At 69.1% G+C, this 23,381-nt stretch carries 21 protein-coding genes and 1 pseudogene; 10 read left to right on the top strand and 12 right to left on the bottom strand.

The features are described 5' to 3' along the window. Positions 1 to 226: 226 nt before the first annotated feature. Both METY_RS21555 and METY_RS21550 read right to left on the bottom strand, forming a co-directional pair. A complete protein-coding gene (locus METY_RS21555) occupies positions 227 to 391 on the bottom strand; it encodes a hypothetical protein (protein WP_244593770.1) in 165 nt (54 codons plus the stop codon). Between the two features lie 44 nt (positions 392 to 435). After that, positions 436 to 672, bottom strand: a pseudogene (locus tag METY_RS21550) (Uma2 family endonuclease); the annotation flags it as partial. A 103-nt stretch (positions 673 to 775) separates the two neighbouring features. Here METY_RS21550 and purL point away from each other — a divergent pair. From purL to METY_RS20510, 4 genes are all read left to right on the top strand, one after another. Then, positions 776 to 3,007: a phosphoribosylformylglycinamidine synthase subunit PurL gene (purL, locus tag METY_RS20525; RefSeq protein ID WP_103123253.1), complete on the top strand. Its 2,232-nt coding sequence runs from the start codon at positions 776 to 778 to the stop codon at positions 3,005 to 3,007. A 15-nt stretch (positions 3,008 to 3,022) separates the two neighbouring features. Then, positions 3,023 to 3,262, top strand: a complete 240-nt coding sequence (locus METY_RS20520) for a BolA family protein (RefSeq protein WP_103123252.1) — start codon at positions 3,023 to 3,025, stop codon at positions 3,260 to 3,262. A gap of 33 nt (positions 3,263 to 3,295) precedes the next feature. After that, positions 3,296 to 3,628 carry a Grx4 family monothiol glutaredoxin gene (gene grxD, locus METY_RS20515; protein ID WP_103123251.1) on the top strand — a complete coding sequence of 111 codons (333 nt, stop codon included), beginning with the start codon at positions 3,296 to 3,298 and terminating at the stop codon, positions 3,626 to 3,628. A gap of 342 nt (positions 3,629 to 3,970) precedes the next feature. Beyond that, positions 3,971 to 4,861 carry a metallophosphoesterase gene (locus tag METY_RS20510; protein ID WP_103123250.1) on the top strand — a complete coding sequence of 297 codons (891 nt, stop codon included), beginning with the start codon at positions 3,971 to 3,973 and terminating at the stop codon, positions 4,859 to 4,861. 3 nt (positions 4,862 to 4,864) lie between these two features. On the opposite strand, the gene METY_RS20505 is transcribed toward METY_RS20510, so the two are convergent. From METY_RS20505 to METY_RS20495, 3 genes are all read right to left on the bottom strand, one after another. Then, positions 4,865 to 5,104 (bottom strand): DUF2188 domain-containing protein, encoded by a 240-nt coding sequence (locus METY_RS20505; RefSeq protein WP_103123249.1) that lies wholly within the window; start codon positions 5,102 to 5,104, stop codon positions 4,865 to 4,867. A gap of 105 nt (positions 5,105 to 5,209) precedes the next feature. Beyond that, entirely contained in the window at positions 5,210 to 5,827 is a 618-nt protein-coding gene (rpsD, locus tag METY_RS20500) for a 30S ribosomal protein S4 (RefSeq protein WP_103123248.1), read from the bottom strand. A 211-nt stretch (positions 5,828 to 6,038) separates the two neighbouring features. Then, positions 6,039 to 7,130 carry an SMP-30/gluconolactonase/LRE family protein gene (locus METY_RS20495; protein WP_103123247.1) on the bottom strand — a complete coding sequence of 364 codons (1,092 nt, stop codon included), beginning with the start codon at positions 7,128 to 7,130 and terminating at the stop codon, positions 6,039 to 6,041. A gap of 217 nt (positions 7,131 to 7,347) precedes the next feature. On the opposite strand from METY_RS20495, the gene dnaG reads away from it, so the two are divergent. The 4 genes from dnaG to METY_RS20475 all read left to right on the top strand — a co-directional run bounded on the left by dnaG (position 7,348) and on the right by METY_RS20475 (position 14,147). Next, positions 7,348 to 9,294: a DNA primase gene (gene dnaG / locus METY_RS20490; RefSeq protein ID WP_103123246.1), complete on the top strand. Its 1,947-nt coding sequence runs from the start codon at positions 7,348 to 7,350 to the stop codon at positions 9,292 to 9,294. Between the two features lie 201 nt (positions 9,295 to 9,495). After that, positions 9,496 to 11,481 (top strand): RNA polymerase sigma factor RpoD, encoded by a 1,986-nt coding sequence (rpoD, locus tag METY_RS20485; RefSeq protein ID WP_103123245.1) that lies wholly within the window; start codon positions 9,496 to 9,498, stop codon positions 11,479 to 11,481. A gap of 350 nt (positions 11,482 to 11,831) precedes the next feature. Then, positions 11,832 to 12,440: a YceI family protein gene (locus tag METY_RS20480; RefSeq protein ID WP_103123244.1), complete on the top strand. Its 609-nt coding sequence runs from the start codon at positions 11,832 to 11,834 to the stop codon at positions 12,438 to 12,440. A 459-nt stretch (positions 12,441 to 12,899) separates the two neighbouring features. Further along, on the top strand, positions 12,900 to 14,147 hold the full coding sequence (locus METY_RS20475; protein ID WP_103123243.1) for a methyltransferase domain-containing protein: 1,248 nt from the start codon (positions 12,900 to 12,902) through the stop codon (positions 14,145 to 14,147). 51 nt (positions 14,148 to 14,198) lie between these two features. Here the strand turns inward: METY_RS20475 and METY_RS20470 are convergent, their stop codons facing one another. Together METY_RS20470 and METY_RS20465 are read right to left on the bottom strand one after the other, a co-directional pair. After that, entirely contained in the window at positions 14,199 to 15,521 is a 1,323-nt protein-coding gene (locus METY_RS20470; RefSeq protein ID WP_103123242.1) for a methyl-accepting chemotaxis protein, read from the bottom strand. A 106-nt stretch (positions 15,522 to 15,627) separates the two neighbouring features. Continuing rightward, entirely contained in the window at positions 15,628 to 16,332 is a 705-nt protein-coding gene (locus tag METY_RS20465) for an SIMPL domain-containing protein (RefSeq protein WP_103123241.1), read from the bottom strand. 218 nt (positions 16,333 to 16,550) lie between these two features. On the opposite strand from METY_RS20465, the gene METY_RS20460 reads away from it, so the two are divergent. Next, positions 16,551 to 17,054, top strand: a complete 504-nt coding sequence (locus METY_RS20460) for a YciE/YciF ferroxidase family protein (protein ID WP_103123240.1) — start codon at positions 16,551 to 16,553, stop codon at positions 17,052 to 17,054. Positions 17,055 to 17,151: 97 nt separating this feature from the next. On the opposite strand, the gene METY_RS20455 is transcribed toward METY_RS20460, so the two are convergent. From METY_RS20455 to METY_RS20440, 4 genes are all read right to left on the bottom strand, one after another. Continuing rightward, positions 17,152 to 17,601, bottom strand: a complete 450-nt coding sequence (locus METY_RS20455) for a hypothetical protein (protein ID WP_103123239.1) — start codon at positions 17,599 to 17,601, stop codon at positions 17,152 to 17,154. A 221-nt stretch (positions 17,602 to 17,822) separates the two neighbouring features. After that, positions 17,823 to 18,353 carry a tripartite tricarboxylate transporter TctB family protein gene (locus METY_RS20450; protein ID WP_103123238.1) on the bottom strand — a complete coding sequence of 177 codons (531 nt, stop codon included), beginning with the start codon at positions 18,351 to 18,353 and terminating at the stop codon, positions 17,823 to 17,825. Positions 18,354 to 18,384: 31 nt separating this feature from the next. Next, positions 18,385 to 19,404: a tripartite tricarboxylate transporter substrate binding protein gene (locus tag METY_RS20445; RefSeq protein ID WP_103123237.1), complete on the bottom strand. Its 1,020-nt coding sequence runs from the start codon at positions 19,402 to 19,404 to the stop codon at positions 18,385 to 18,387. 52 nt (positions 19,405 to 19,456) lie between these two features. Beyond that, entirely contained in the window at positions 19,457 to 20,971 is a 1,515-nt protein-coding gene (locus METY_RS20440) for a tripartite tricarboxylate transporter permease (protein WP_103123236.1), read from the bottom strand. Between the two features lie 253 nt (positions 20,972 to 21,224). Here METY_RS20440 and METY_RS20435 point away from each other — a divergent pair, with 253 nt between their 5' ends. Next, positions 21,225 to 21,905 (top strand): GntR family transcriptional regulator, encoded by a 681-nt coding sequence (locus METY_RS20435; protein ID WP_103123235.1) that lies wholly within the window; start codon positions 21,225 to 21,227, stop codon positions 21,903 to 21,905. A gap of 166 nt (positions 21,906 to 22,071) precedes the next feature. Here METY_RS20435 and METY_RS20430 read toward each other — a convergent pair. Next, positions 22,072 to 23,381, bottom strand: a 1,310-nt coding sequence (locus METY_RS20430; RefSeq protein WP_444849103.1) for an ATP-binding protein, incomplete at its 5' end; no start/stop codon positions are given.

Here is a 23,381-nt window from a genome sequence, read left to right as displayed (position 1 = left end):
GCCGGCGACCATCGGGCCGAGCAGCAGCGCGGCCGGCAGTCCCAGGATTTCGAGCGCCACGACGAGCGCGGCTGACAGCACGAGCGTCGCCGCCCACTGGACCGGCGGGCGCAAGGCTGAAATTGAGGGGAGGGGCCGCATCACGCGGACGGTATACCGCATGCGCGCGCCGCGCGCCGCAGGCTTCGCGCAGGGGCGACATGCGGCGACGGACTGCCCCGCGGCGTCAGGCCGCGTCGAACACCACGTCTTCGTAGATCTCGGCGAGCGTCATCGACACGTCGAGCCCATCGAACGCCACGCGGTCGGCGGCCGAGGAGAACTCGCGCCGCAGGAAACCTTCGGCCGTCCGCCGTCGAGCGTCCGCGCGGCGCCAGGTCTGGGTCCGCAATTGACGAAGACGTCGGGAAGCGTGGAGGCGCCGACCGTGGCGATGTCGAGCCGGACGTTTTCGGTCGATGTCCGGCAAGGGGACCGGATGCGACGCAGTTCGCCGCGAAGACGCGACGACACGTTCTGGACGATGTCGTTGTGCCGGACGGCCCCGCCCGCCATCGATCTGTAGATGACGCCGTTAAGAAGCTCCCAGCGCTCGTCTTCGGGAGCGTTCGCCTCAAGCTCTCGAAACTCGTCGACCGTCAGTCGTCGCGGCTTCAGAAGGGGCAAGCTCATGGCTGATCCGCGACCGTTCGCAACGTCCCGCGCTCTAGCATGCCGCGCCGCATTGGCGTAGCAAGGCCCGGCCTCCTCCGAAACGTCCGCGCCCGCGAGATCGATGACCGCACACGAGCCCGCCATCACGCCCGACCTTGTCGCCGCCCACGGCCTCAAGCCCGACGAGTACGAGCGCATCCTGTCCCTCATCGGCCGCACGCCGAGCTTCACGGAGCTCGGGATCTTCTCGGCGATGTGGAACGAGCACTGCTCGTACAAGTCCTCCAAGATCTGGCTGAAGACGCTGCCGATCGACGGCCCTCACGTCATCCAGGGCCCCGGCGAGAACGCCGGCGTGGTCGACATCGGCGACGGCGACGCGGTCGTCTTCAAGATGGAGAGCCACAACCACCCGTCGTTCATCGAGCCCTACCAAGGGGCTGCGACCGGCGTCGGCGGCATTCTCCGGGACGTCTTCACCATGGGCGCGCGCCCCGTGGCGGCGCTGAACGCGCTGCGCTTCGGCGCGCCCGAGCACCCGCGCACGCGCCATCTCGTGTCGGGCGTCGTCGCCGGCGTCGGCGGCTACGGCAACTCCTTCGGCGTCCCCACGGTCGGCGGCCTCGTGGGCTTCCACACCCGCTACGACGGCAACATCCTGGTCAACGCCATGGCGGTCGGCCTCGCGAAGGCCGACGCCATCTTCTACGCCAAGGCCTCGGGCGTCGGCCTGCCCGTGGTCTATCTGGGCTCCAAGACCGGTCGCGACGGCATCCACGGCGCGACCATGGCCTCCGCCGAGTTCGACGAGGGCTCGGAAGAGAAGCGCCCGACCGTTCAGGTGGGCGACCCGTTCGCGGAAAAACTGCTGCTGGAGGCCTGCCTCGAGCTGATGGCCTCGGGATCCGTCGTCGCGATTCAGGACATGGGCGCCGCGGGGCTGACCTGCTCGGCGGTCGAGATGGGCGCGAAGGGCGACCTCGGCATCCGGCTCGACCTGGAAAACGTGCCGGTGCGCGAAGAAGGCATGACGGCCTACGAGATGATGCTCTCGGAGAGCCAGGAGCGCATGCTCATGGTGCTGCACCCCGAGAAGGAGGACGTGGCCCGCGCGATCTTCGTGAAGTGGGGGCTGGACTTCGCGGTGGTCGGCCACACCACCGACGACCTGCGCTTCAAGGTCTACCTCAACGGCGAGCTGAAGGCCGACCTGCCGATCAAGGAGCTTGGGGACGAGGCGCCGGAGTACGACCGCCCCTGGGTCGAGACGCCGAAGGCGCAGGCCGTCTCCGCCGCCAACGTCGACGCCAAGCTCGGGACCCGCGACGCGCTGCTGACGCTGATCGGATCCGCTGAACTCTCGTCCCGCCGATGGGTGTGGGAGCAGTACGACCACATCATCCTGGGCGACACTGTGCAGAAGCCCGGAGGCGACTCGGCCGTGATCCGCGTCAACGGCGGCCCCAAGGGCCTCGCCCTGACCGCCGACGTCACGCCGCGCTATTGCGAGGCCGACCCGTTCGAGGGCGGCAAGCAGGCGGTGGCGGAGGCCTGGCGCAACCTTACCGCGGTCGGCGCCCGCCCGCTCGCCGTCACGGACAATCTGAACTTCGGCAACCCCGAGAAGCCCGAGATCATGGGCCAGCTCGTGGGCTGCATCAAAGGCATCGGCGAGGCCTGCCGGGCGCTCGACTTCCCCGTCGTGTCCGGGAACGTCTCGCTCTACAACGAGACCCAAGGCCGCGCGATCCTGCCGACGCCGACCATCGGCGCGGTCGGCGTGCTCGACGACATCTCGAAGAGCGCCACCATCGCCTTCAAGCGCGAGGGCGAGGCAATCCTGCTGATCGGCGACGGGATCGGCTGGCTCGGCCGCTCGTGCTGGCTCTGGCTGGTCGCCGGCCGGGAGGAGGGCGCGCCGCCGCCGGTCGATCTCGCGGCGGAGCTCCGCAACGGCGACTTCGTCCGCAGCCTGATCCTGAGCGGCGCCGCGACGGCAGTCCACGACGTCTCCGACGGCGGGCTGCTGCTCAGCGTCGCCGAGATGGCGCTCGCGGGCCGAATCGGCGCGTCGCTCGACGACGCCCCGGCGAACTCCGCGCCCCACGGCTGGTTCTTCGGGGAGGATCAGGGTCGCTACATAGTGACAGTCGACGAAGCGAAGGCGGGTCTCGTCATCTCCGCGGCGAGCGAGGCCGGCGTCACGGCGACGCGGATCGGTCTGACGGGCGGCGACCGATTGATTCCGGGCCGGGAAGCCCCCATCCTTCTAAGCGAACTGCGCGAGGCCCACGAAGGCTGGTTCCCGCGCTTCATGGCGGGCACGGCGGCGGACGCCGCGCCCGACGCCTGACGGAGACAGACGCCGATGCCGATGGACGCCCGCGAGATCGAAGAGCTGATCCGCGACGCTCTGCCAGACGCCACGGTGACCATCCGCGACCTCGCCGGCGACGGCGATCACTACGCGGCGGTCGTCGTCTCCGAATCCTTCCGCGGCAAGAGTCGCGTCCAGCAGCACCAGATCGTGTATCAGGCGCTGAGAGGGCAGATGGGCGGCGCGCTGCACGCGCTCGCGCTGCAGACCAGCGCCCCGCCGCAGGCCTGACCCGTTCTCACATTCGAAAAGGCGAAAGACATCATGAGCGCCAAGGATGACATCGCGAAGGCGATCGCCGACAACGACGTCGTGCTGTTCCTCAAGGGCACGCCGCAGTTCCCGCAGTGCGGGTTCTCCGGCCAGGTCGTCCAGATCCTCGACTATCTGGGCGTGCCCTATCAGGGCGTGAACGTGCTGCAGAGCGACGAGATGCGCCAGGGCATCAAGGAGTTCTCGAGCTGGCCGACGATCCCCCAGCTCTACGTCAAGGGCGAGTTCATCGGCGGCTGCGACATCGTCCGCGAGATGTTCCAGGCGGGCGAGCTCCAGGCCCACCTGAAAGAGGCCGGCGTCGCGCTGAAGCAGCCGGCGTGAGACGCAGCGAGCTTCCGTAGGAGGCTCGTTGGACTTGCGCTTGCGGGTTCGACGCCCGCCGTCGCCCCGGGCTTGGCCCGGGGCCGATAAGCCTGCCGCCGGGAGGATACTGAGCCGGCGGAACCATGGAGCCCGGGACTGCGCGCGGAATGACGTCGCGGTTCGTCCCGTCAGCCAGTCCGATCGGCTTTGCGCTTTGAGCGAAGCGGTTTCTCCGCGCTCCCAAACGCCCTTTTAAGCGTCTTGAGCTTTTGATCGCGGCGCGCCTCGACGGCGCCGCGATCGGGCGGCAGATGTCGGCGGCGCCGCATCTCCCGTCGTCGCTCGAGCCCTGGGCCGCCTATGCCGTTAATCACCCGCCGCGCGCTGCTCGCCTCCGCCGGCGCCGGCTTCCTCGTCGCGGCCTCTGGCGGGGCCTACGCCGGGCTGGTCGAGCCTGGGTTGATGCTCGACGTCACGGAATACCGTCTGACGCCGCCCGGCTGGCCCGAGGATCTGCCGCTCTCGATTGCGGTGATCGCCGACGTGCACGTCTGCGAGCCCTTCGTGCCGATGTCGCGGGTGAAGCGCATCGTCCAGACGGTCAACGCGCTGAAGCCGGACCTGATCGTGCATCTCGGCGACCACGAGGCGACCTACCGCTTTGTCGCGGCGCGCGTGCCGCCGAACGAATGGGCGGCGGCCTACGCCGACCTGTCGGCGCCGCTCGGCCTCTACACCATCCTTGGCAATCACGACTGGTGGCACAACGCCGACACGATCCGCGGCGCGCTCGACGGCGCGCGCATCCGCATCATGGAGAACGAAGCCGAGCTGATCGAGCACCGCGGCCGGCGTTTCTGGCTCGGCGGCCTCGGCGACCAGCTCGCCCACCTGTTCGACCGCCGCCGCCGCATGGGCGAGGACGACCTGCCGGCGACGCTGTCGCAGATCCGCACGAAGGACCCGGTGGTGATGCTTGCGCACGAGCCGGACATCTTCGACGAGATGCCCGCCCGCGTGTCGCTCACGCTCGCCGGACACACCCACGGCGGCCAGATCTACGTGCCCGGCTTGGCGAACCCGTTCATCCCGCGCGACTACCGCGGCCGCTTCCGCTACGGCCACGTGGTGGAGGAGGGGCGCCACATGATCATCTCCGGCGGCATCGGCATGAGCGGCCTGCCCGTGCGGTTCGGCGTGCCGCCGGAGATCGTGATGGTGCGGCTGGGGAACGAGCCGGCGACGGCGTAAGACTCAGTCGTCGACCTGGGCGTCGGGCCGGTCCCCGCCGTCGGCATGCTCCTCTCGCCACCGACCGGTCGCGTCCTGGTACTGAATCTCGGCGCTGTCGCCGCCGAGGCGTTGCTCGCGCGCGGCTGTCTCCGCCGCGCGGTGCGCCGCCTCGCGGGTGGGATAGGTCTCCGAGAAGACGTCTCCGAGCTTGTAGGCCCAGCCGCCGTCGTGTTCGACGACATGGTAGGTCGCTTCCGGCATGGTGGCTCTCCTTGGTCCGAGAAGAGACATGGGCCTCGCCGCCGAAACAAAAAGGCCGCCCCGAAGGGCGGCCTTTCGCATTCCAGTCGATCCCGGAGGACCCGATCAGCGCGAGTAGAACTCGACGACCAGGTTCGGCTCCATGTGGACCGGGTAGGGCACTTCGGTCAGCGCCGGGATGCGGATGTACTTGGCGACCATCTTGTCGTGGTCGACTTCGAGGAAGTCCGGCACGTCGCGCTCCCCGGAGGCCGCGGCCTCGAGCACGATCGCGAGCTGCTTGGACGCCTGCTTGACCTCGATCACGTCGCCGACCTTCACGAGGTAGGACGGGATGTTGACGCGGCGGCCGTTCACCGTGACGTGGCCGTGATTCACGAACTGGCGGGCGGCGAACGGGGTCGGCACGAACTTCGAACGGTAGACGACCGAATCGAGACGGCGCTCCAGCAGGCCGATCAGGTTCGCGGAGGTGTCGCCCTTCAGGCGCGTCGCCTCGGCGTAGACCCGACGGAACTGCTTCTCCGTCATGTTGGCGTAATAGCCCTTGAGCTTCTGCTTGGCGCGCAGCTGCACGCCGAAGTCGGAAAGCTTGCCCTTGCGGCGCTGGCCGTGCTGGCCCGGGCCGTACTCGCGGCGATTCACCGGGGACTTCGGACGACCCCAGATGTTCTCGCCCATGCGGCGATCGATTTTGTACTTCGAGGCGTGTCGCTTCGACATCGCGTCCTCCTTCGAGAGGTTGAGGAACGCGCCCTCCTGCTGCTTCTCCGGATGGAGAGGCCGACAGGTCCGGTCGTCGCGAAACGCCGGACCGCGGGTGCGTATAAACGCACGCGCGGGGCTTTCGGCCCCGCGCGACGTGGTGGTTCTCTAGAGGGGGGCGGCGGGCATGTCAATTCCGCGGGCGCCGGTCGGCAGTGAGAGGCGGCTCTCAGGTGATGTGTGCGCCGCGGGTTTCGACGTAGAGCGCGTAGATCGACTGGCTGGCCGCCATGAACAGGCGGTTCCGTTTCTGGCCGCCGAAGCACAGGTTGGCGCAGATCTCCGGCAGCTTTATCAGGCCGATGCGCGCGCCGTCCGGGGCGAAGACGTGGACGCCGTCGTAGCCTTCGCCCGCCCAACCCGCGCCGGCCCAGACGTTGCCGTCCTCGTCGCAGCGAATCCCGTCCGCGAAGCCGGTGCGGCCGTCCATTTCCATGCCCGCGAAGGTTCTTGGGTTCTTCAGCGACGCGCCGTCGAGGTCGTAAACCCAGATCTGGCTCTTGGCGTCGGGGTAGTGTGAGACCCCGGTGTCGGCGACATAGAGCTTGGCGTAGTCGGCGCTGAAGCAGAGCCCGTTTGGCTTCAGCGGTTCGTCGGCGACCTTTGCCACGGCCCCGGACTGGCCGTCGATGCGGTAGACCGCCTCCTTCCGCAGTGGCTGCGGGCTCGAGGCGCTCTCCACCGTGCGATGGCCCTCGTACTCCATCAGCGCGCCGTACCCCGGGTCGGTGAACCAGATCGAGCCGTCAAGCGGGTGCACGACCACGTCGTTCGGCGCGTTGAATCCCCCGCCGTCGACGCCTGCGGCCAGCACCGTCATGTGGCCGTTGTGCTCGTAGCGCACCACGTCGCGATGTCCGTGGCGGCACGAGACCTGCCGGCCCTGGTAATCGAAGGTGTTGCCGTTGGAGTTGCCCGACGGCGCGCGGAACCGACGCGAGACGTGGCCGTCCTCCTCCGTGTAGCGCAATTGCTCGTCGTTGGGGATGTCGCTCCAGAGCAGGTAGCGGCCGACGGCGTTCCAGGCAGGCCCCTCCGCCCAGCGCAGGCCGGTGTGAATACGCTCTATCGCGGCGTTGCCGAGCCTGTACTTCTTGAAGCGGGGGTCGAGCGCGACGACGTCGGGGTCGGGATAGCGCAGCGGTTCCGCGCCGGGCCGGAAGTCGCGCGCCTGCGCCAGGGGCGCAAAGGCGGCGCCTGCGGCGAGCGCCGCGCCGCCGGCGAGAATCTCCCGGCGGCCGAGGGTCGGGCTGTCGGTCATGAACGTCCTCCCTGTCGGCGCTCCGTCCGCCAGCGCGGCGGAGCGATCGTTCTTGGTCAGGGGGTTATGGGAAGGGGCGCGAGCAGGGACAGGGGCGGAGCCGCGCCCTGTGATTAACGGGGGCGGGCCGATCCGGGGCGCGCGCGACGGCTCGCGCGCTTATATAAAGATTGATCGCTCCCGAAACCGGCCTCCGCGCCCCGAGTCGCTCGCGCCCATGCGCTTCACCCCCTCCTTTCTCGACGATCTCCGCGACCGGATACCCGTGTCCGAGGTGGTCGGCCGCAGCGTGAAGCTGAAGCGACAGGGGCGGGAGTACGCGGGGCTTTCGCCGTTCAACGCCGAGAAGACGCCGTCGTTCTTCGTCAACGACCAGAAGGGCTTCTACCACTGCTTCTCGTCCGGAAAGCACGGCGACATCTTCAAGTTCCTGATGGAGACCGAGGGCGTCTCGTTCCCGGAGGCGGTGGAGCGCGTGGCGGAGATCGCCGGCGTGCCGATGCCGAAGGAGACGCCGGAGGAGCAGCAGCGCCAGCAGGCCCGCGCGGGCCTGGTCGAGATCATGGAGATGGCGGCGAAGTTCTTCGAGGGTGAGCTGCAGGGCCGCGCCGGGGCCGCCGCCCGCGGCTATCTCGGCGGCCGGGGCCTCAGCCCCGCGACGCAGGCCGCGTTCCGCATGGGCTACGCGCCAAACGACCGATCGGCGCTCAAGAGCCATCTGCGCAAGGCGGGCGTGCCGATCGGCGACATGGTCGAGGCCGGGCTGCTGGTCTCGGGCGACGATGTGCCGGAGCCCTTCGACCGCTTTCGCGACCGCATCATCTTCCCGATTCAGGACGGTCGGGGCCGGGTGATCGCCTTCGGCGGCCGCGCCATGCAGGCGGACGCGCCCGCGAAGTACCTCAACTCGCCGGAGACGCCGCTCTTCCACAAGGGCGCGACACTGTTCAACCACCACCGCGCCCGGGCCGCGGCCCATCCCGCGGGCGCCGTCGTCGCCGTCGAGGGCTACGTCGACGTCATCGCGCTGGCCGCGGCCGGCATCGCCCATGTGGTCGCGCCGCTCGGCACGGCGCTCACGGCGGAGCAGATGGAGCTGCTCTGGAAGATGGCGCCCGAGCCGATCCTTTGCTTCGACGGCGACAAGGCCGGCCGCCGCGCCGGCTTCCGCGCGATCGAGACGGCGCTGCCGCTGCTCGCGCCCGGCCGTTCGTTGCGCTTCGCCTTCCTGCCCGAGGGGCAGGACCCGGACGATCTGGTGCGCGCGGAAGGCCGCGAAGCGGTCGAGGCCGTGCTCGGCCGCGCGGCGCCGCTCGTCGAAGTGCTGTGGTCGAAGGAGCTTGAGGCCAGTCCCACCGACACGCCGGAGCGGGCCGCCGCGTTCGAGACGCGCCTCAAGGCGGCGCTCGCCGCGATCCGCGACGAGACCGTGCGCCGGCATTACCAGACGGCCATCGAGGCCCGCCTCGCCGGCTTCGGCCGTTCCGCCGTCGACGCGCGCCGCAGCGGGGGCGGCCGAAGCGCAGGCGGCGGCCGTTTTGTCCCGAACGCGCGCGGCGGGGGGCGGGGCGGGCCCAGCCGTCGGCCCGGCGCGCCCTTCGAGGCCCTCCCGATCACCGCCTCCGCCACGCTGCGGCAAAGCCCGCTCGTCGGCCCAGGCGCCGGTCGTCTGCCGGGCCGCGAGGTCGCGCTGGTGCTGGCCGTCGTCAACCACCCGCAGATGCTGGACGACCTCGCCGAGCCCTTCGCGCAGCTCGACCTGTCGACCCGCGACCTCGACCGGCTACGGCGCGCGACGCTCGACGCCTACGCCCACGGCGCGACCACGCGCGAGGCGATGCGCGACGTCTTGAGCGCGGCCGACGGCGGGGCGCTGCTGGCGCGGGCGGACGCCGCGCTTCTCGCCAGCAACTGGTGGGTCGGCCCGGAGGCGGACCCGCGCGACGCCGAGACCGCGTGGCGGCACGCTGCGGCCTTGCATATCAAGGTGCGCGCGTTACATAGGGAACTTCGCTCGGCTGAGCAGGACTTTGGCCGTGATTTCACGGACGACAACTTTCGTCGGATCGTAGAAATTCAGAGGCAGCTGTCCGCGGCGGAGGGTTCCGAAGCTTCGATCGAAAACTTCGGCGGCGCATCCGGGCGCACGGTTCGGTCGATGTGACGCGTCCCTAGAGGACGTAAGCGGTCCGGGTGCGGTGACAGCCCCATGTGCGCGGGGCTCGTGTTGGTAAACTGGGCGTAAAGCGGGTTGGCTTTAGCTTGATGACATGCGATTCGCGGCCGCTGCCGGCTTGACGGCGGCCTCTGCGGGACGACATCGATCGCGTGGCCGGCGGACGCGCCGGCTCGGAGACTGGAACATATGGCGACCAAATTGCAGGCGAAGGACGAAGCCGAGACCGCAACGCCGGAGACCGAAGCCGGTCCCCTGCTCGATCTCAGCGATCAGGCCGTACGCCGCATGATCAAAGCCGCAAAGAAGCGCGGCTATGTGACCTACGACGAGCTGAACGAGGTTCTCCCCTCCGAACAGAACACATCCGACCAGATCGAAGACATCTACGCGATGCTCAACGAGATGGGCATCAATGTGGTCGAGTCCGAGGAGGCTGAGAGCGGCGAGCGCGAGGAGGGGGCGACAGCCTCCGCCGACGACGACGAGCCTGAGGGCGGCGATCTGGTTGAGACGGCGCGCTCCGCGCCGGTCGCTGTGGTCCAGAAGACCGAGCCCACCGACCGCACCGACGATCCCGTCCGCATGTACCTGCGCGAGATGGGCTCGGTCGAGCTGCTGTCGCGCGAGGGCGAGATCGCGATCGCGAAGCGGATCGAGGCTGGCCGCGAGGCGATGATCGCTGGGCTCTGCGAGAGCCCGCTGACCTTCCAGGCGATCATCATCTGGCGCGACGAACTCAACGAGGGCAAGATTCTGCTGCGCGAGGTCATCGACCTCGAGGCGACCTACGCCGGCCCTGACGCCAAGAACGGCGCCGCGGCGCCCGCCGAAGGCGAGGACGCCGAGGCCGCCGAGGCGGAGACGCCGCCGGAGGGCGACCTCGAAGACGACGACATGGAGAACAACGTCTCGCTCTCCGCCATGGAGGCCGAGCTCAAGCCGCGCGTGCTCGAGACCTTCGACGCCGTCGCCGACGACTACAAGAAGCTGCGCCGCCTGCAGGACCAGAACGTCGAGAACCGGCTGCAGAACCGCACCCTCTCGCCGGCCCAGGACCGCAAGTACAAAAAGCTCAAGGACGACATCGTCCTCAACGTGAAGTCGCTGTCCCTCAACCAGCACCGCATCGACGCGCTGGTGGAGCAGCTCTACGACATCAACAAGCGGCTGGTCGCGCTCGAAGGCCGACTGATGCGGCTTGCGGAGTCGTTCGGCGTCGACCGCGTCGACTTCCTGAAGCAGTACCAGGGCTACGAGCTCGACCCGAATTGGATCCGCCGCGTCGCCATGCTCGGCACTAAGGGCTGGAAGGGCTTCGTCGCGGCCGAGAAGGACCTCGTCAAGGACATCCGCGGCGACATCCATAACCTCGCGACCGAGACCGGCCTGGAGATCCAGGAGTTCCGCCGCATCGTCCAGATGGTGCAGAAGGGCGAGCGCGAGGCCCGGCAGGCCAAGAAGGAGATGGTCGAGGCGAACCTGCGCCTCGTGATCTCGATCGCCAAGAAGTACACGAACCGCGGCCTGCAGTTCCTGGACCTGATCCAGGAGGGCAACATCGGCCTGATGAAGGCGGTGGACAAGTTCGAGTACCGCCGCGGCTACAAGTTCTCGACCTACGCCACGTGGTGGATCCGGCAGGCGATCACCCGCTCGATCGCCGACCAAGCGCGCACCATCCGCATTCCGGTGCACATGATCGAGACGATCAACAAGATCGTCCGCACGAGCCGTCAGATGCTGCACGAGATCGGCCGCGAGCCGACCCCGGAGGAGCTGGCCGAGAAACTCGCGATGCCGCTCGAGAAGGTCCGCAAGGTCCTCAAGATCGCCAAGGAGCCGATCTCGCTCGAGACCCCGATCGGCGACGAGGAGGATTCGCACCTCGGCGACTTCATCGAGGACAAGAACGCGATCCTGCCGATCGACGCGGCGATCCAGTCGAACCTGCGCGAGACGACGACGCGCGTGCTCGCCTCGCTTACGCCGCGCGAGGAGCGCGTGCTGCGCATGCGCTTCGGCATCGGCATGAACACCGACCACACGCTGGAGGAAGTCGGCCAGCAGTTCTCGGTGACGCGCGAGCGCATCCGCCAGATCGAGGCGAAGGCGCTCCGCAAGCTCAAGCACCCCAGCCGCAGCCGGAAGCTGCGGAGCTTCCTCGACAACTGAGACGACCTCGCTCTCTCAGGACGAAGATCGATGAACGGCGGGCTCAGGCCCGCCGTTCGTCGTTTAGGGCGAAGCCGCCGAAGCGCTCAAGGTAGCTGCCGCTCGCTGCGCGCGCATTGCCCCTTCTAAACACTGCCGGCTTGTCGCGCCTTTCGGCCGTATCGCCCATCGTCTCGACTCAAGCTTCGACGCACACCGCGAAATCGTCACCATCCTCCGCGTCCGCCACAGCCGCGAGCGTCGCTGAACGGGCGTTTTCGCACACGCGTCTTTGAGCCGGCGCGCCTTCACGGCGACGTCTTGGCGGGTCATGGATCAGGTCTTCCATCCCTGCGCGAGGATCGCCACCCATGAAGCCTTTGTCGTTCGCTCTCGCCGCCGCGCTGCTCGCGGCCGCGCCTGTCGCCTCCCACGCCCAGGAGACGCCCGGCGTGAAGGACGTCGCGCGCGTCGCGGCCGGGACCTACAAGGTCGATCCGAACCACACTCAGGTGATCTGGTCCGTGGACCACATGGGCTTCTCCACGCTCTACGGCGCCTTCGGCCAGCCGAGCGGCAGCCTGACGCTTGACCCGAAGGCGCCCGGCGACGCGAAGCTCTCGATCGAGTTTCCGATCAGCGGCCTCACCGTCACCTCCGAGAAGTTCGCGGCGCATCTCAAGACCGCCGAACTGCTCGACGCCGCCAAGTTTCCGAAGGCGACCTTCGTCTCCACCAAGGTCGAAGCCTCGGGCGACACCGCGAAGATCACCGGCGACCTCACCCTCCACGGCGTGACCAAGCCGGTGACGCTCGACGCCACGTTCCACGGGGCGGGCGCGAACCCGATGTCGAAGGCCGAAACGGTCGGATTCTCCGCCACCGCCAGGCTGAAGCGCAGCGACTTCGGCCTCGGCGCTTTCGTGCCGGTCGTCTCCGACGACGTCGACCTCAAGCTCACGGCCGCGTTCGAGAAGTAAGCCGAGATCAGGCGCGCCGCGACCGGGCGTCCCTCTCGGCCCGGCGCGCGTCGGCTTCCTGCCTTCGAGCCTGCCGCTCGGCATCCGCGGCTTCGCGCTTGGCGATCCGATCGGCCTCTCGTTGCTCCGTAACCGTGTCGCGGTGGGCGCGCCGGGCGAGGGAGACGTCCTCCTACAGCGCCATGGCTTCGAGGTCGCCCGTCGTCTGCCGTTCGGCGCCAGGCAAATGGTTTGGCTGGCCTTCCCGCGAGCCGCGCCGGAGCGCCCGGCATGGTGGGACGCCCTTCCGGAAAACCCGGGTCGGGGCGGTCCGTCGGAGCTCGTCCGCCCGGAAATAGCCTGACGTTGCCGTCATCGCAGCGTCCTGCGAAAGTCACGCGAGCGTAGGGGCGGACGCGCACGATTTCCTCGGCGGATGATCGCGGCCGCCGGCCTATGCGCGAACGCAGGCGGCGAGGGATGATGTCGGACCTATCGGAAGCCTCGCCCGATCTCGGCGCGAACCTCGAATTCGCGCTGTCGAATCCCAACTGGGAGCTAATCGACGGGCGTGGCCGGGAGCCCGCCTCGGTGATCACGCGCTGGCTGCCGTACTTCGTCATGCCCGATCTCGCCGTCCTGGACCTCGGCTGCGGCGGAGGGGAGGCCGAAGCGGTCGTCGCCGCGCGGAGCTATGTTGGTCTCGACCGCGCGCCGAAGGATCGGACGGTCGGCTATCTCGACCTTGATCTCGACGACATCCCCGACGCTCATCTCGATCAGGCCGAGGTGGTGATCGCGAGCCGGCTGTTCGAGCATCTTGAGAACCCGAAAGCGGTGCTCGACCAGCTCGCCGCGCGCGGGCTCCCGGTTTTCGCGACCTACTGGGTGTCCGATTTCGTGCCGGCAGGACGCCCGGCGCCGGCGGAGTGGAAGCGGGAGTACAGCCTCGCGAGCTTCGCCGAACTGGCGGCGTCCGCCGGCTATGAGATCGTGTTCCAGCAGTTGGTCCACTTCGTTCTGATGGCCGCCTTCCTGGCGCCTGTCGACCACAGCCGCATGCCGCGGCCGTGGCGGACGGCGGAGGCGAAGAAGTTCGTCAAGCGCCGGCAGAAGAAGGGCGACCGCTACATGGAGCGGATGTCCGACATCGTCAGCGGCAAGGCGCGCCAGGCTTCGGACCGCTGGTCGGCGCGGTCGGCCTTCGCGGCGCGGCTGGTGCCTGAAGGGCTTGCGCTGCTCGATGTGGGCTGCCTCGGCATGTACCTCGAGGCCTCCGCCAAACCTCGGATCTACATTCCGGTCGACATCGTCGCGGACGACCCCCGCACCCGCCGTATCGATCTCAACGAGCGTCTGCTGCCCCGGGAATGGGTCGAGGAGGCGGAGCTCGTCGCCTGCCTAGGCGTCTACGAATACCTGAAGGATCCGGCCGCCAACATCGCGGTCATCGCGGCGGCGAAGCGGCCGATGCTGCTGAGCTACAACGTCGCCGAAGCCCGTAAGAAGGACGGCAACGGCCTCGCCTCCAACTGGGCGAGCGCGCTGACGACGGCGGAGATCGACGCATTGCTCGAGGAGCACCGGTTCGACGTCGTGCGCCGCGTGCCGTTCGGTCCGCGTCAGATGGTGTGGCTGGCGCTGCCGCGCGACGTCGCCGTGCGGCCCGCGTGGTGGGACGACCTGCCTCCGCCGCCGGCGAACGCGCCGCTTGCCGAGGCCGAATAGGACGCCGCCTCGCCCGCGTCCGCGGCGGGCGGCGTCTGACGGTTCGGAGCTTCAGCGGCGTCCGGCGTGCTTTTCCAGCTGCTTGAGGCCGGCCTCGCAGGCTTCGAAGCTTGCGGTCGCTGCGGTCCAGTCCTGGGCCTTCACGGCGGCCATCATGCGGGTCGCGTCGCGGCGGAAGCTGTCGCGCAGGCGGATGACCTCGTCGGACGCCGCGCCGTCGAGCCCGGCGCCGAACCCCTCGGCGTCGAAGGTCGGGCCGGAAAGCCCGACGAGGGCCGCCGCGAGCTTGCGGTGGGCGACGCCGGCGTCCGCCGGCAGGCGGACGAGGGCGTAGTTCTCGACGCCCTTCGCCGCGCCGGCTTCGACGCCGGCCATGGCGGCCTCTTCGGCCAGCACTAGCTTTCCGAGGGCGGCGTCGATCTCGCCGCGGGTCTTGCGCGCGGTTTCGGCGATGCGCGTGACGTTCTCCGAGATTTCGTTGGTGGCGGCGCGCTGCTGGCCGAGCACCTCGGCGAGCGCGTTGAGATTGTTCGAGATCAGCGTCACCTGCTCGCCGACGGAGCCGACCTTGGCGCCCGTGGTGCGGATGATGGTCTCGCCGGAGGCGACGACCTGCGCGCTCTCGGCCGTCGCGGCCTTGATGGCGTTCGTTTCCTCAGTCAGCGTCGCGATGCGGCCGCGGATCTGCTCCGTCGCCTTTGCGGTCTGGCCGGACAGCGACTTCACCTCGTTCGCGACCACCGCGAAGCCGCGGCCGGCCTCGCCGGCGCGCGCCGCCTCGATCGTGGCGTTGAGGGCGAGCAGGTTGGTCTGGCTGGAGATCGCCTCGATCATCCCGGCCATGTCGGCGATCTGGCGGACGGCGTCCTCGAGCACGCCGATGCGCGCGGCGATGGCGGCGACCCGCTCGCGAATCGCGTCCATCGATTCGGCCGCATGCCGCATCTCGTCGACGCAGGAGGCGGTCTCGGCCTGGGCGGAGACGGCGTCGTCCGCGCCGGTGCGGCTGGTGGCCGAGAGTTCGGAAATTGAGTTCGCGAGCTCCTCGACGGCGCTTGCGATCGCGGAGGTGCTCTCGGCGACCTGGCGCACGTCGTGGGTCACCCAGCCGACGCCTGTCCCCGTGGCGGCGGCGTTCGCCGCGAAGCCGACGACGGAGTCGAGATCGGCGCGCTGGCGGCGCTCAAGCTCTTCGGCGAAGGCCTTCAGGGCCGCGCCCAGGTCGCCCTCGGGCCATTCCGCCACCGGCGCGCCGCGCTTCAGCGCGTCGAGCGCGGCGATCAGCGTGGTGTGGTCGACGATCGCGGCTGCGCTCTCAGGCGCGCGCTCCAGAGCGACGGCGGCTTTCGCGGAGCGGCCAAAACCGAAGGTCATTTGCGTTCCCCCAAGATATCATGGGCGCGGCGCCAACTTCGCGGCGCGCGCTTTTCCCCATGGCGCACCTTAAGGGATCGCCGTTAACGCATCGTCACGCAGCCCTTCAGCGGGCGATCGACCAGCGGACCTGAACCTCCACACGCAACTCCTGCTCGCCGGCGGCGACGGGCGTCGGCGGCGCCGCGTCCATCGCCTTCGCGCGCATCGCCTGCGGACGGATCGGCGCTTCGTGTCCGCCGCCGCTCTCCTCGATCGACAGCACCTCGCCGAGCTTCGCGCCGGCGGCCTCGGCGTAGAGCTCCGCCTTGCGTCGCGCGTCGGCGATCGCGGCCTTGCGGGCCTCATCCAGCCGCTTGTCGGCGTCCGACACGTCGAAGACGAGGCTCTCGAGCTGATTGGAGCCGGCCTGCACCAGCTGGTCGAGCAGGGCGCCCAGGCGATCGAGCTCGCGCACCCGGACCGTGACGGCGTTGCGGACCTCGTAAGCCACAAGCTTCGGGGCGCGGCCGTCGGCGTAGTCGTACTGCGGCTGGAGGCCGAGCGCGGAGGTGGCGACGTCGCGGTCCTCGATGTTGGCGGCTTTCAGCGCCGCGAAGACTTTGGTCATGGCCGTCGCGTTGGCGGCGAGCGCGGCGCCCGCCGTCGGCGCCCGGGTCACGACGCCGCTCGTCACCACAGCGCGGTCGGGGGTGGCCGCGACCACGCCTTCGCCCGTGACGCTGACGGCGGGGGGCTGGCGCGTCTCCTGCGCGGCGGCGACATTCGGAAGAAGCGAGAGCGCGAGAAGGGCGACGGCGCAGGCGCGCATGGGCGATCCTCTTTGATTTGAGTTTCCGGCGACCCCGCGGCCGCGCACGGCGATGCTGACCCCGTCATTGCGTCGCCGGTAGGGCCTCGCGCAAGCGAGCGCTCGACAAATTCATGCGCTGGGGTCGGAACGACCCGCCGCCTGAGGTGTTGATTCCGCGACGGCGCCGCGAAGACATCCGCGGCCGACCGAAAGAAACGACTCTCAGGAGGCGAGCTATGGGTCTTTTTTCCAAAGACATTAAGACGATGGACGATCTTTTCGTGCATCAGCTCCAGGACGTGTACTACGCGGAGAAGCAGATCTTGTCGGCCCTGCCGAAGATGATCGACAAGGCGACGAACCCGTCGCTGAAGCAGGGACTGCAGAGCCATCTCAACGAGACCGAGACGCACGTGCAGAGGCTCGAGCAGGTGTTCGAGATGCACGGCGCTGAGATCAAGACCACCAAGTGCCCTGCGATCAACGGCATCATCGAGGAAGCCAACGACGTGGCCGGCGACGTGGAGGACAAGCAGGTTCTCGACGCGGCGATCATCGCGTCGGCGCAGGCCGTCGAGCACTACGAAATATCGCGCTACGGCACCCTCGTCGCGTGGGCGAAGCAGCTCGGCCGGGCGGACTGCGCCGCGGTCCTCGAGCAGACGCTGCGCGAGGAGAAGTCCGCGGACACCAAGCTCACGTCGCTTGCGCTCGGCGGCGTGAACCGCGCCGCGGCCTGACGTCAACGCAAGAAGCCCGGCCGCCGAGGAGGCGACCGGGCTTCGCTTTGATCCTGCAGAAACCCGCCTGGTCCGCCAGGCGGGTTTTCGTTCGTCGTCAGCCCGCCCGGCGCGCCTTACGCGCGGGATAGGCCGAATCGGCTCCGCCGCTCATCCGCATGATGTCGGCTGCGAGAGCGCGGGCGGCGAGGGTCGTGGCGGTGATCTTCTTGTTGGCCTCGGCGGCCTTCTTGGCGGCCTCGGCGGCGAGGCGCTTCTCTTCCTCGGCGAGACGGGCGGCCTCGGCGGCCTCCTCCTTGGCGCGGCGCTTCGCTTCGATGATCTCGGCGATGCGACGCTCCTCGGCGAGCTTCTCCTCCATCACGCGGCGGCGCTCTTCTTCCTTGGCCCGCTCACGGGCCTCGCGGGCGGCGACGACCGCCGCGCGCTCGGCCATCCGCTTCTTCGCGGCCGGATCTTCGGCGGCGGAGCGGAAACGGGCGAGCAAATCCTTCTTGGCCTCGAGCGATGCGTTGCGACGGGACTCGAAGCTGTCGTCTTTCAGCATGTGTGACGCTGACCTTCCGATGAGTTTGGTTGAAGCGCGCCTGACATAAGTGGCGCGCGGGCAAATGACAATTGCAATTGGCGCAATCGAGGGATCTTGAGCACGCAGGCGTGGTGCGCCGGGCACAGATGCGGGGTGCTGGAGGCACCATAACATAAAAACGGGCCGGCCGCGACGTCCGTCGCGACCGGCCCGTTGGAGGCCTGGAAATGATGCGGGCGTCAGAAGCCGAAGGCGGCCTCGAGCGGACCCTTCGGCAGCGGCACCAGGAACCACACCTCGAACATCAGGAAGCTGACGATCGCGACGCCGCAGCCGACGGCGAGCGCCTTCCACACCGGGAACTTGCCGACGAACAGCATGAAGGCCGCGATGTAGATCGCCGAAGCGACGTAGATCCCGATCAACCCGATCGCCGCCACGTACACGACCGCAGGCACGAAGATCGCGGCCATTCGGCCGAAGCCCTGCACGCTTGTCATCGGAGCCGCGCCCTCCTCCGAGGAGGGGAGGGCGCGGATCAGGTTGACCGCGCTCGCGAGCGCCATCACCACCGCCACGTAGAACGGGAAGTATCCCGGGGCGGGGCCTTCGTTCTCCCGCCATTCGAAGCCGAGGCGGACGCTGTCGGCGATCACGATCCCGCTCGCGGCGAGGAACAGCAGCGCGACGGCGACGTCCGCGACGCGCATGCTGACGAGAGGCTTCTCGGCCTCGACGTCGTGGATCTGGTCCGGATTGATGGCGCTCATGCGCGTGGCTCCTCGGCCGCGTCGTCGGGGTTTACTGCGCGCTGGCGGCCAGGAAGCCGGCGCCCTGCATCAGGGTGCGATGCTTGGCTTCGGCGTCCGTCAACCAGGCTTCGAAGTCCGCGCCGGTCATGGTCGTCTGGTTGAAGGCGCCCTTCTCCATGAATTCCTTCCAGTCCGGGGTCTCCATCACCTTCTTCAGGAGATCGGCGTAGAAGGCGACCTGTTCGGGAGTCGCGTTCTTGGTCGTGAAGATGCCGCGCAGCATCTGGTAGTTGGTCGGCAGCCCGCTCTCCTCGCAGGTCGGGATGTCGGCCCACGACTGGCTGTCGGTGACCTTCTGCGTGTAGGTCGAGCGCTTGGTGTCGAAGATGCAGAGCGGGCGGAGCTGTCCGCCGCGCCACTGCGCCACGGCCTCGATCGGGTTGTTGACGGAGCTGTCGACATGTCCGCCGACGAGCTGCACGGCGACCTTGCCGCCGCCGTCGTAGGGCACGTAGGTGAACTTCTTGCCGCCGGTCTCGTGCTCGATCGCGGTGGTGATGATCTGGTCTTCCTGCTTGGAGCCGGTGCCGCCCATCTTGAACTGGCGATCCGGCGCCTCCTTCACCGCGTCGATGTACTCCTTGGCGGTCTTGTAAGGCTTCTCGGCGTTCACCCAGAGGATGAACTGGTCGAGCGCCATCATGCGCACCGGCTTCATGTCCTTCCAGCTGAAGGGCGTGCCGGTGCCGAGCGGGGTGGTGAAGAGGTTCGAGAGCGTGATGATGATCTTGTGCGGATCGCTCGCGCTCGCCTTCATCTCGAGGAAGCCTTCGGCGCCCGCGCCGCCGCCCTTGTTGACGACGATGACGGGCTTCGACAGCAGTTCGTGCTTCTGGATCACGCCCTGGATGAAGCGGGCCATCTGATCCGCGCCGCCGCCAGTGCCGGCCGGGATGATCAGCGTGACGGCCTTAGTCGGCTCCCAGGCCGCGGCGGGCGCGACGGCGGCCGCCGCGAGGCCGACGGCGAGGCCAAGACGCTTGGCCGCGCTCTTGAGTGTCGTTTTCATGCTCACCCTCCTGATGTGCGCCGCGTGTCTCGCGGCGTCGGTCGTCCGTTCCTCACGCCGCTCTCGCGACGTGGTCCGGTCCCTTGAATTTCGCGATGACGGCCGAGACGATCGGCCAGAAGGCCATGACGACGCCGAGCGTCATGATCGCTCCGCACAGCCAGTTCGACCAGAACACCGACACGTCGCCCTGGCTGATCAGCATCGCCTGCCGGAACGAGCTCTCGGCCTGGTCGCCAAGCACGAGGGCGAGCACGAGGGGCGGCAGGGGGTAGCCGAGCTTGGAGAAGAGGTAGCCCATGACGCCGAAGACCAGCATCATCCACACGTCGAACATGGCGTTGTTCACGGTGTAGGCGCCGATGGCGCAGACGACGACGATGGCGGGCGCGACGATCGAGAACGGCACCCGCAGGATGGCGGCGAACAGCGGCACGCAGGTCAGCACGATGATGAGGCCGACGATGTTGCCCATGTACATCGAGGCGATCAGGCCCCAGACGAAGTCCTTCTGCTCGACGAAGAGCAGCGGGCCGGGCTGAAGGCCCCAGATCAGCAGGCCGCCGAGCAGCACGGCAGCCGTGGGCGAACCGGGGATGCCGAGCGTCAGCATCGGCAGCATGGCGGCGGTTCCGGCCGCGTGGGCCGCCGTCTCGGGCGCGACGACGCCCTCCAGCTCGCCCTTGCCGAAGTTCTTGCCGTTCTTCGAGAAGCGCTTGGCGAGGCCGTAGCCCATGAAGGAGGCCGGCGTCGCGCCGCCCGGCGTGATGCCCATCCAGCAGCCGACGATGCAGCTGCGGATGAAGGTGCCGGTCATTTTCGGCAGCTGGCGCCAGGTCCGGATGACGGCGTCCATCCGCAGCTTGGCGTCCGCGCCCGAGAACTTCAGCCCGTCCTCCATGGAGGTCAGGATCTCGCCGATGCCGAACAGGCCGATGACCGCGACCAGGAACTTGAAGCCGTTCAGAAGCTCCTCATGGCCGAAGGTCATGCGCAGCGAGCCGGTGACGCCGTCGAGGCCGACGCAGGCGAGCGCGAAGCCGAGGCACATGGAGGCGATGGTCTTGGCCGGCGAGCCGCGGCCCATGCCGATGAAGCTCGCGAAGGTGAGGAACTGCACCGCGAAGAATTCGGCGGGCCCGAACCTCAGGGCGAACTTGGCGACCACAGGAGCCAGGAACGTGATCAGGGCGACGGCGAAGATCGCGCCGACGAACGAGGAGGTGAAGGCTCCGACCAGCGCCTCGTCCGCCTTGCCCCTCTGCGCCATCGGGTGGCCGTCGAAGGTCGTGGCGACGGACCATGGCTCGCCCGGTATGTTGAACAGGATCGCGGTGATCGCCCCCCCGAACAACGCGCCCCAGTAGATCGACGTCAGCATGATGATCGCCGAGGTCGGCTCCATGGAGAACGTCAGCGGAAGGAGGATGGCGACGCCGTTGGCGCCGCCGAGACCGGGAAGAACGCCGATCACCACGCCCAGCACGATGCCGAGCACCATCAGAGCGATGTTGTACGGCGTCACGGCGACGGCGAACCCGCCCGCGAGCGCGGCTAACTCTTCCATGCGGTCCTCCCCCAGCGCGTCCCGAACCGGCCGTCCGGCGACCGCTCCCCGCGCCCCCAGGACGCGTCTTTAAGCGACGCTAAGCAAACCCAAGGTGGCATGCAATATTCCATTTATGCGCCGTTAGACGAACTAATCCCAACGTTCATATCGACTTTAGGATATATTATTGCGTGGATGGTGGCATTACGCAGGCCAGTCATGCAAATATGCTGGGTCGACGGAGGCCGTCGGAAAGGCTCGGGGGGAGCGTGTGGACGGACTTGAGCTGAGGCCCATCGCGGGCGCGCAGAGCCTCAAGACGCGGGCCTACGAGGCGATCAAGGCCGCGATCTTCGAGATGAACATCTACGACGAGCGCGCCCAGCTCCGGCTCGACGAGCGCGCGCTCGCGCTGTCGATCGGCGTCAGCCGCACCCCCTTGCGGGAGGCGTTGGCGCAGCTCGAACAGGAGGGCCTGGTCCGCGCCGAACCCCGCCGCGGGGTCTACATCCAGCGCCGCACCAAGGCCGAAATCCTCGAGATGATCACGGTGTGGGCGGCTCTCGAGAGCATGGCCGCCCGCCTCGTAACCGAGGTCGCCGCCGACGACGAGATCGCGGCCCTGCACACGCTCGTCGACACCTTCTCGGGCGACGACGTCGACTCCCACATGGGCGAGTACTCCGACGCCAACATCCGTTTCCATGCGGCGATCATCGCGCTGTCACGCTGCAAGCTGATCGGCGACATCGCCAACGGCCTCTTCATGCACGTCCGCGCGATCCGCCGTCGAACGATCGTCGAGCAGGACCGCGCCCGCCGCTCGATCCTCGACCACCGCGAGATCGTCGAGGCGCTGGAGGCCCGCAACGGCGAGCGCGCGGAGCGGCTGGTGCGGGAGCACACCCTGAAGCTGCGCCGCCACGTGGAAGAGTTTGTCACGATAGAGTGATCGAGGACGGGCCGGCGCGATCATCAGCGCGCGCGGTCATGCTCCTGCTTGACCGACCATTTCGGCTCTGACGTGGCGCTCGCCGTCTGGCGTGGGTGCTCCGGTCAAGGCGGAGGACGGAGGGCGACCCCCCGGGGAGGTCGACCCTTGAAACGACGCAGCCCGCTCACTCTAGCGCCACGACCCCGCAGCGGCCGTCCGCGGCCAGCGTCTCCGCCATCGCCCGCACGCTGTCGTGGTGGGTGAACAGCAGCGTCTGCGCCGTCGCGCCGAAGTCCGCGAGCAGCTCCAACGTCGCCTGGCTGCGCGCGTCGTCGAAGTGCACCAGCACGTCGTCGGCCACGAAGGGCAGGGGCTCTGCCTCGCGGGCATAGGCTTCGAGGCTCGCCAGCCGGAAGGCGAGGTAGAGCTGGTCGCGCGCCCCGTCGCTCATGGCCCGGACCTCGACCGACGAGCCGTCGGCGCGCTGGCCCACCACCGCGGGGACGCCGGCGGCGTCCACCTCCGCGCCGAGGCCGGCGTAGGCGCCGCGCGTGGCGCATCGGAACAGGGCCGCGGCCCGCGCCACCAGCGGGTCCTGACGCTCGGCCCGCACCTTGGCGATCGCGTCCTCCACCAGGTCGCGGGCGAGCGACAGCTCGACGTAGCGCTCGACGACGTCGTGAAGCTCCGCGGTCGCGCTCTCTCGGGCTACGACCGCGCGGTTGACGCCCGCCGCCTCGTGGTGGCCGGCGACCGCGGCGCGCGCCGCATGTTCGGCGAGGCTCGCGGCCTCGACGTCGGCGTCGAGCTCGCGCTCCCGGTCCTCCAGCGCGGCGAGGTCGCCCGCGAGCGAATCGGGATCGCGTTCCGCGGCGGCGCTCTTGAGCGCCTCGAGCGGCAGGCCGTCGCCGGCGGTCGCGAGGCCATCCTCGACGCGGGCGATCTCGTCGGTCAGGGCGAGGCGGCCGGCGTGGCGTTCGGCGAGCGCGGCGAGCCCCGTCCAGTCGTCGTCGAGCAACCCCGCGATCTCGCAGAGCCGCGCCGCCGCGGCCTCCCGCTCCGCGAGCGCGAGCCGCCGGGCCGCGGCCGTACGCGCCGCCTCCTCGGCGTCGGGCGCGAGCGTCTCTCGGCGGGCGCGGGCGGCGTCGTTCTCGATGAACCGGGCCTGCAGCATGCGCGCGGCGGCGACGGCGTCCTCCGGCAGCGCAAGCCCCGACGCCCGGCCGATGGCGTCGACCCGCGCCTTGAGGTCCGCCTCGTCCTCGTCCATGCGGAACACCCGCCGGCGCACCTGCCCCAGCGCGTCGAGCACGCCGCGGGCGCCGGCCCATTCGTGGGCGGCGGAGGCCGCGTCCTCCGGCGACGTGGAGGCCGGCAGGGCGAGCCGCGCGAGCGCCGGCCCCCCAGGCCTCGGCCCAGCTCGCCTCCTCGCGCTCGAGCGCGGCGAGGCCGGCGCGCGCGCGCTCGGTCGCGGCCTCGGCGTCCTCGCGGGCC

Source organism: Methylopila sp. Yamaguchi (assembly GCF_002897035.1).
Classification (GTDB): Bacteria; Pseudomonadota; Alphaproteobacteria; order Rhizobiales; family Methylopilaceae; genus Methylopila.
This window is presented reverse-complemented; position numbering and strand designations above follow the sequence as displayed.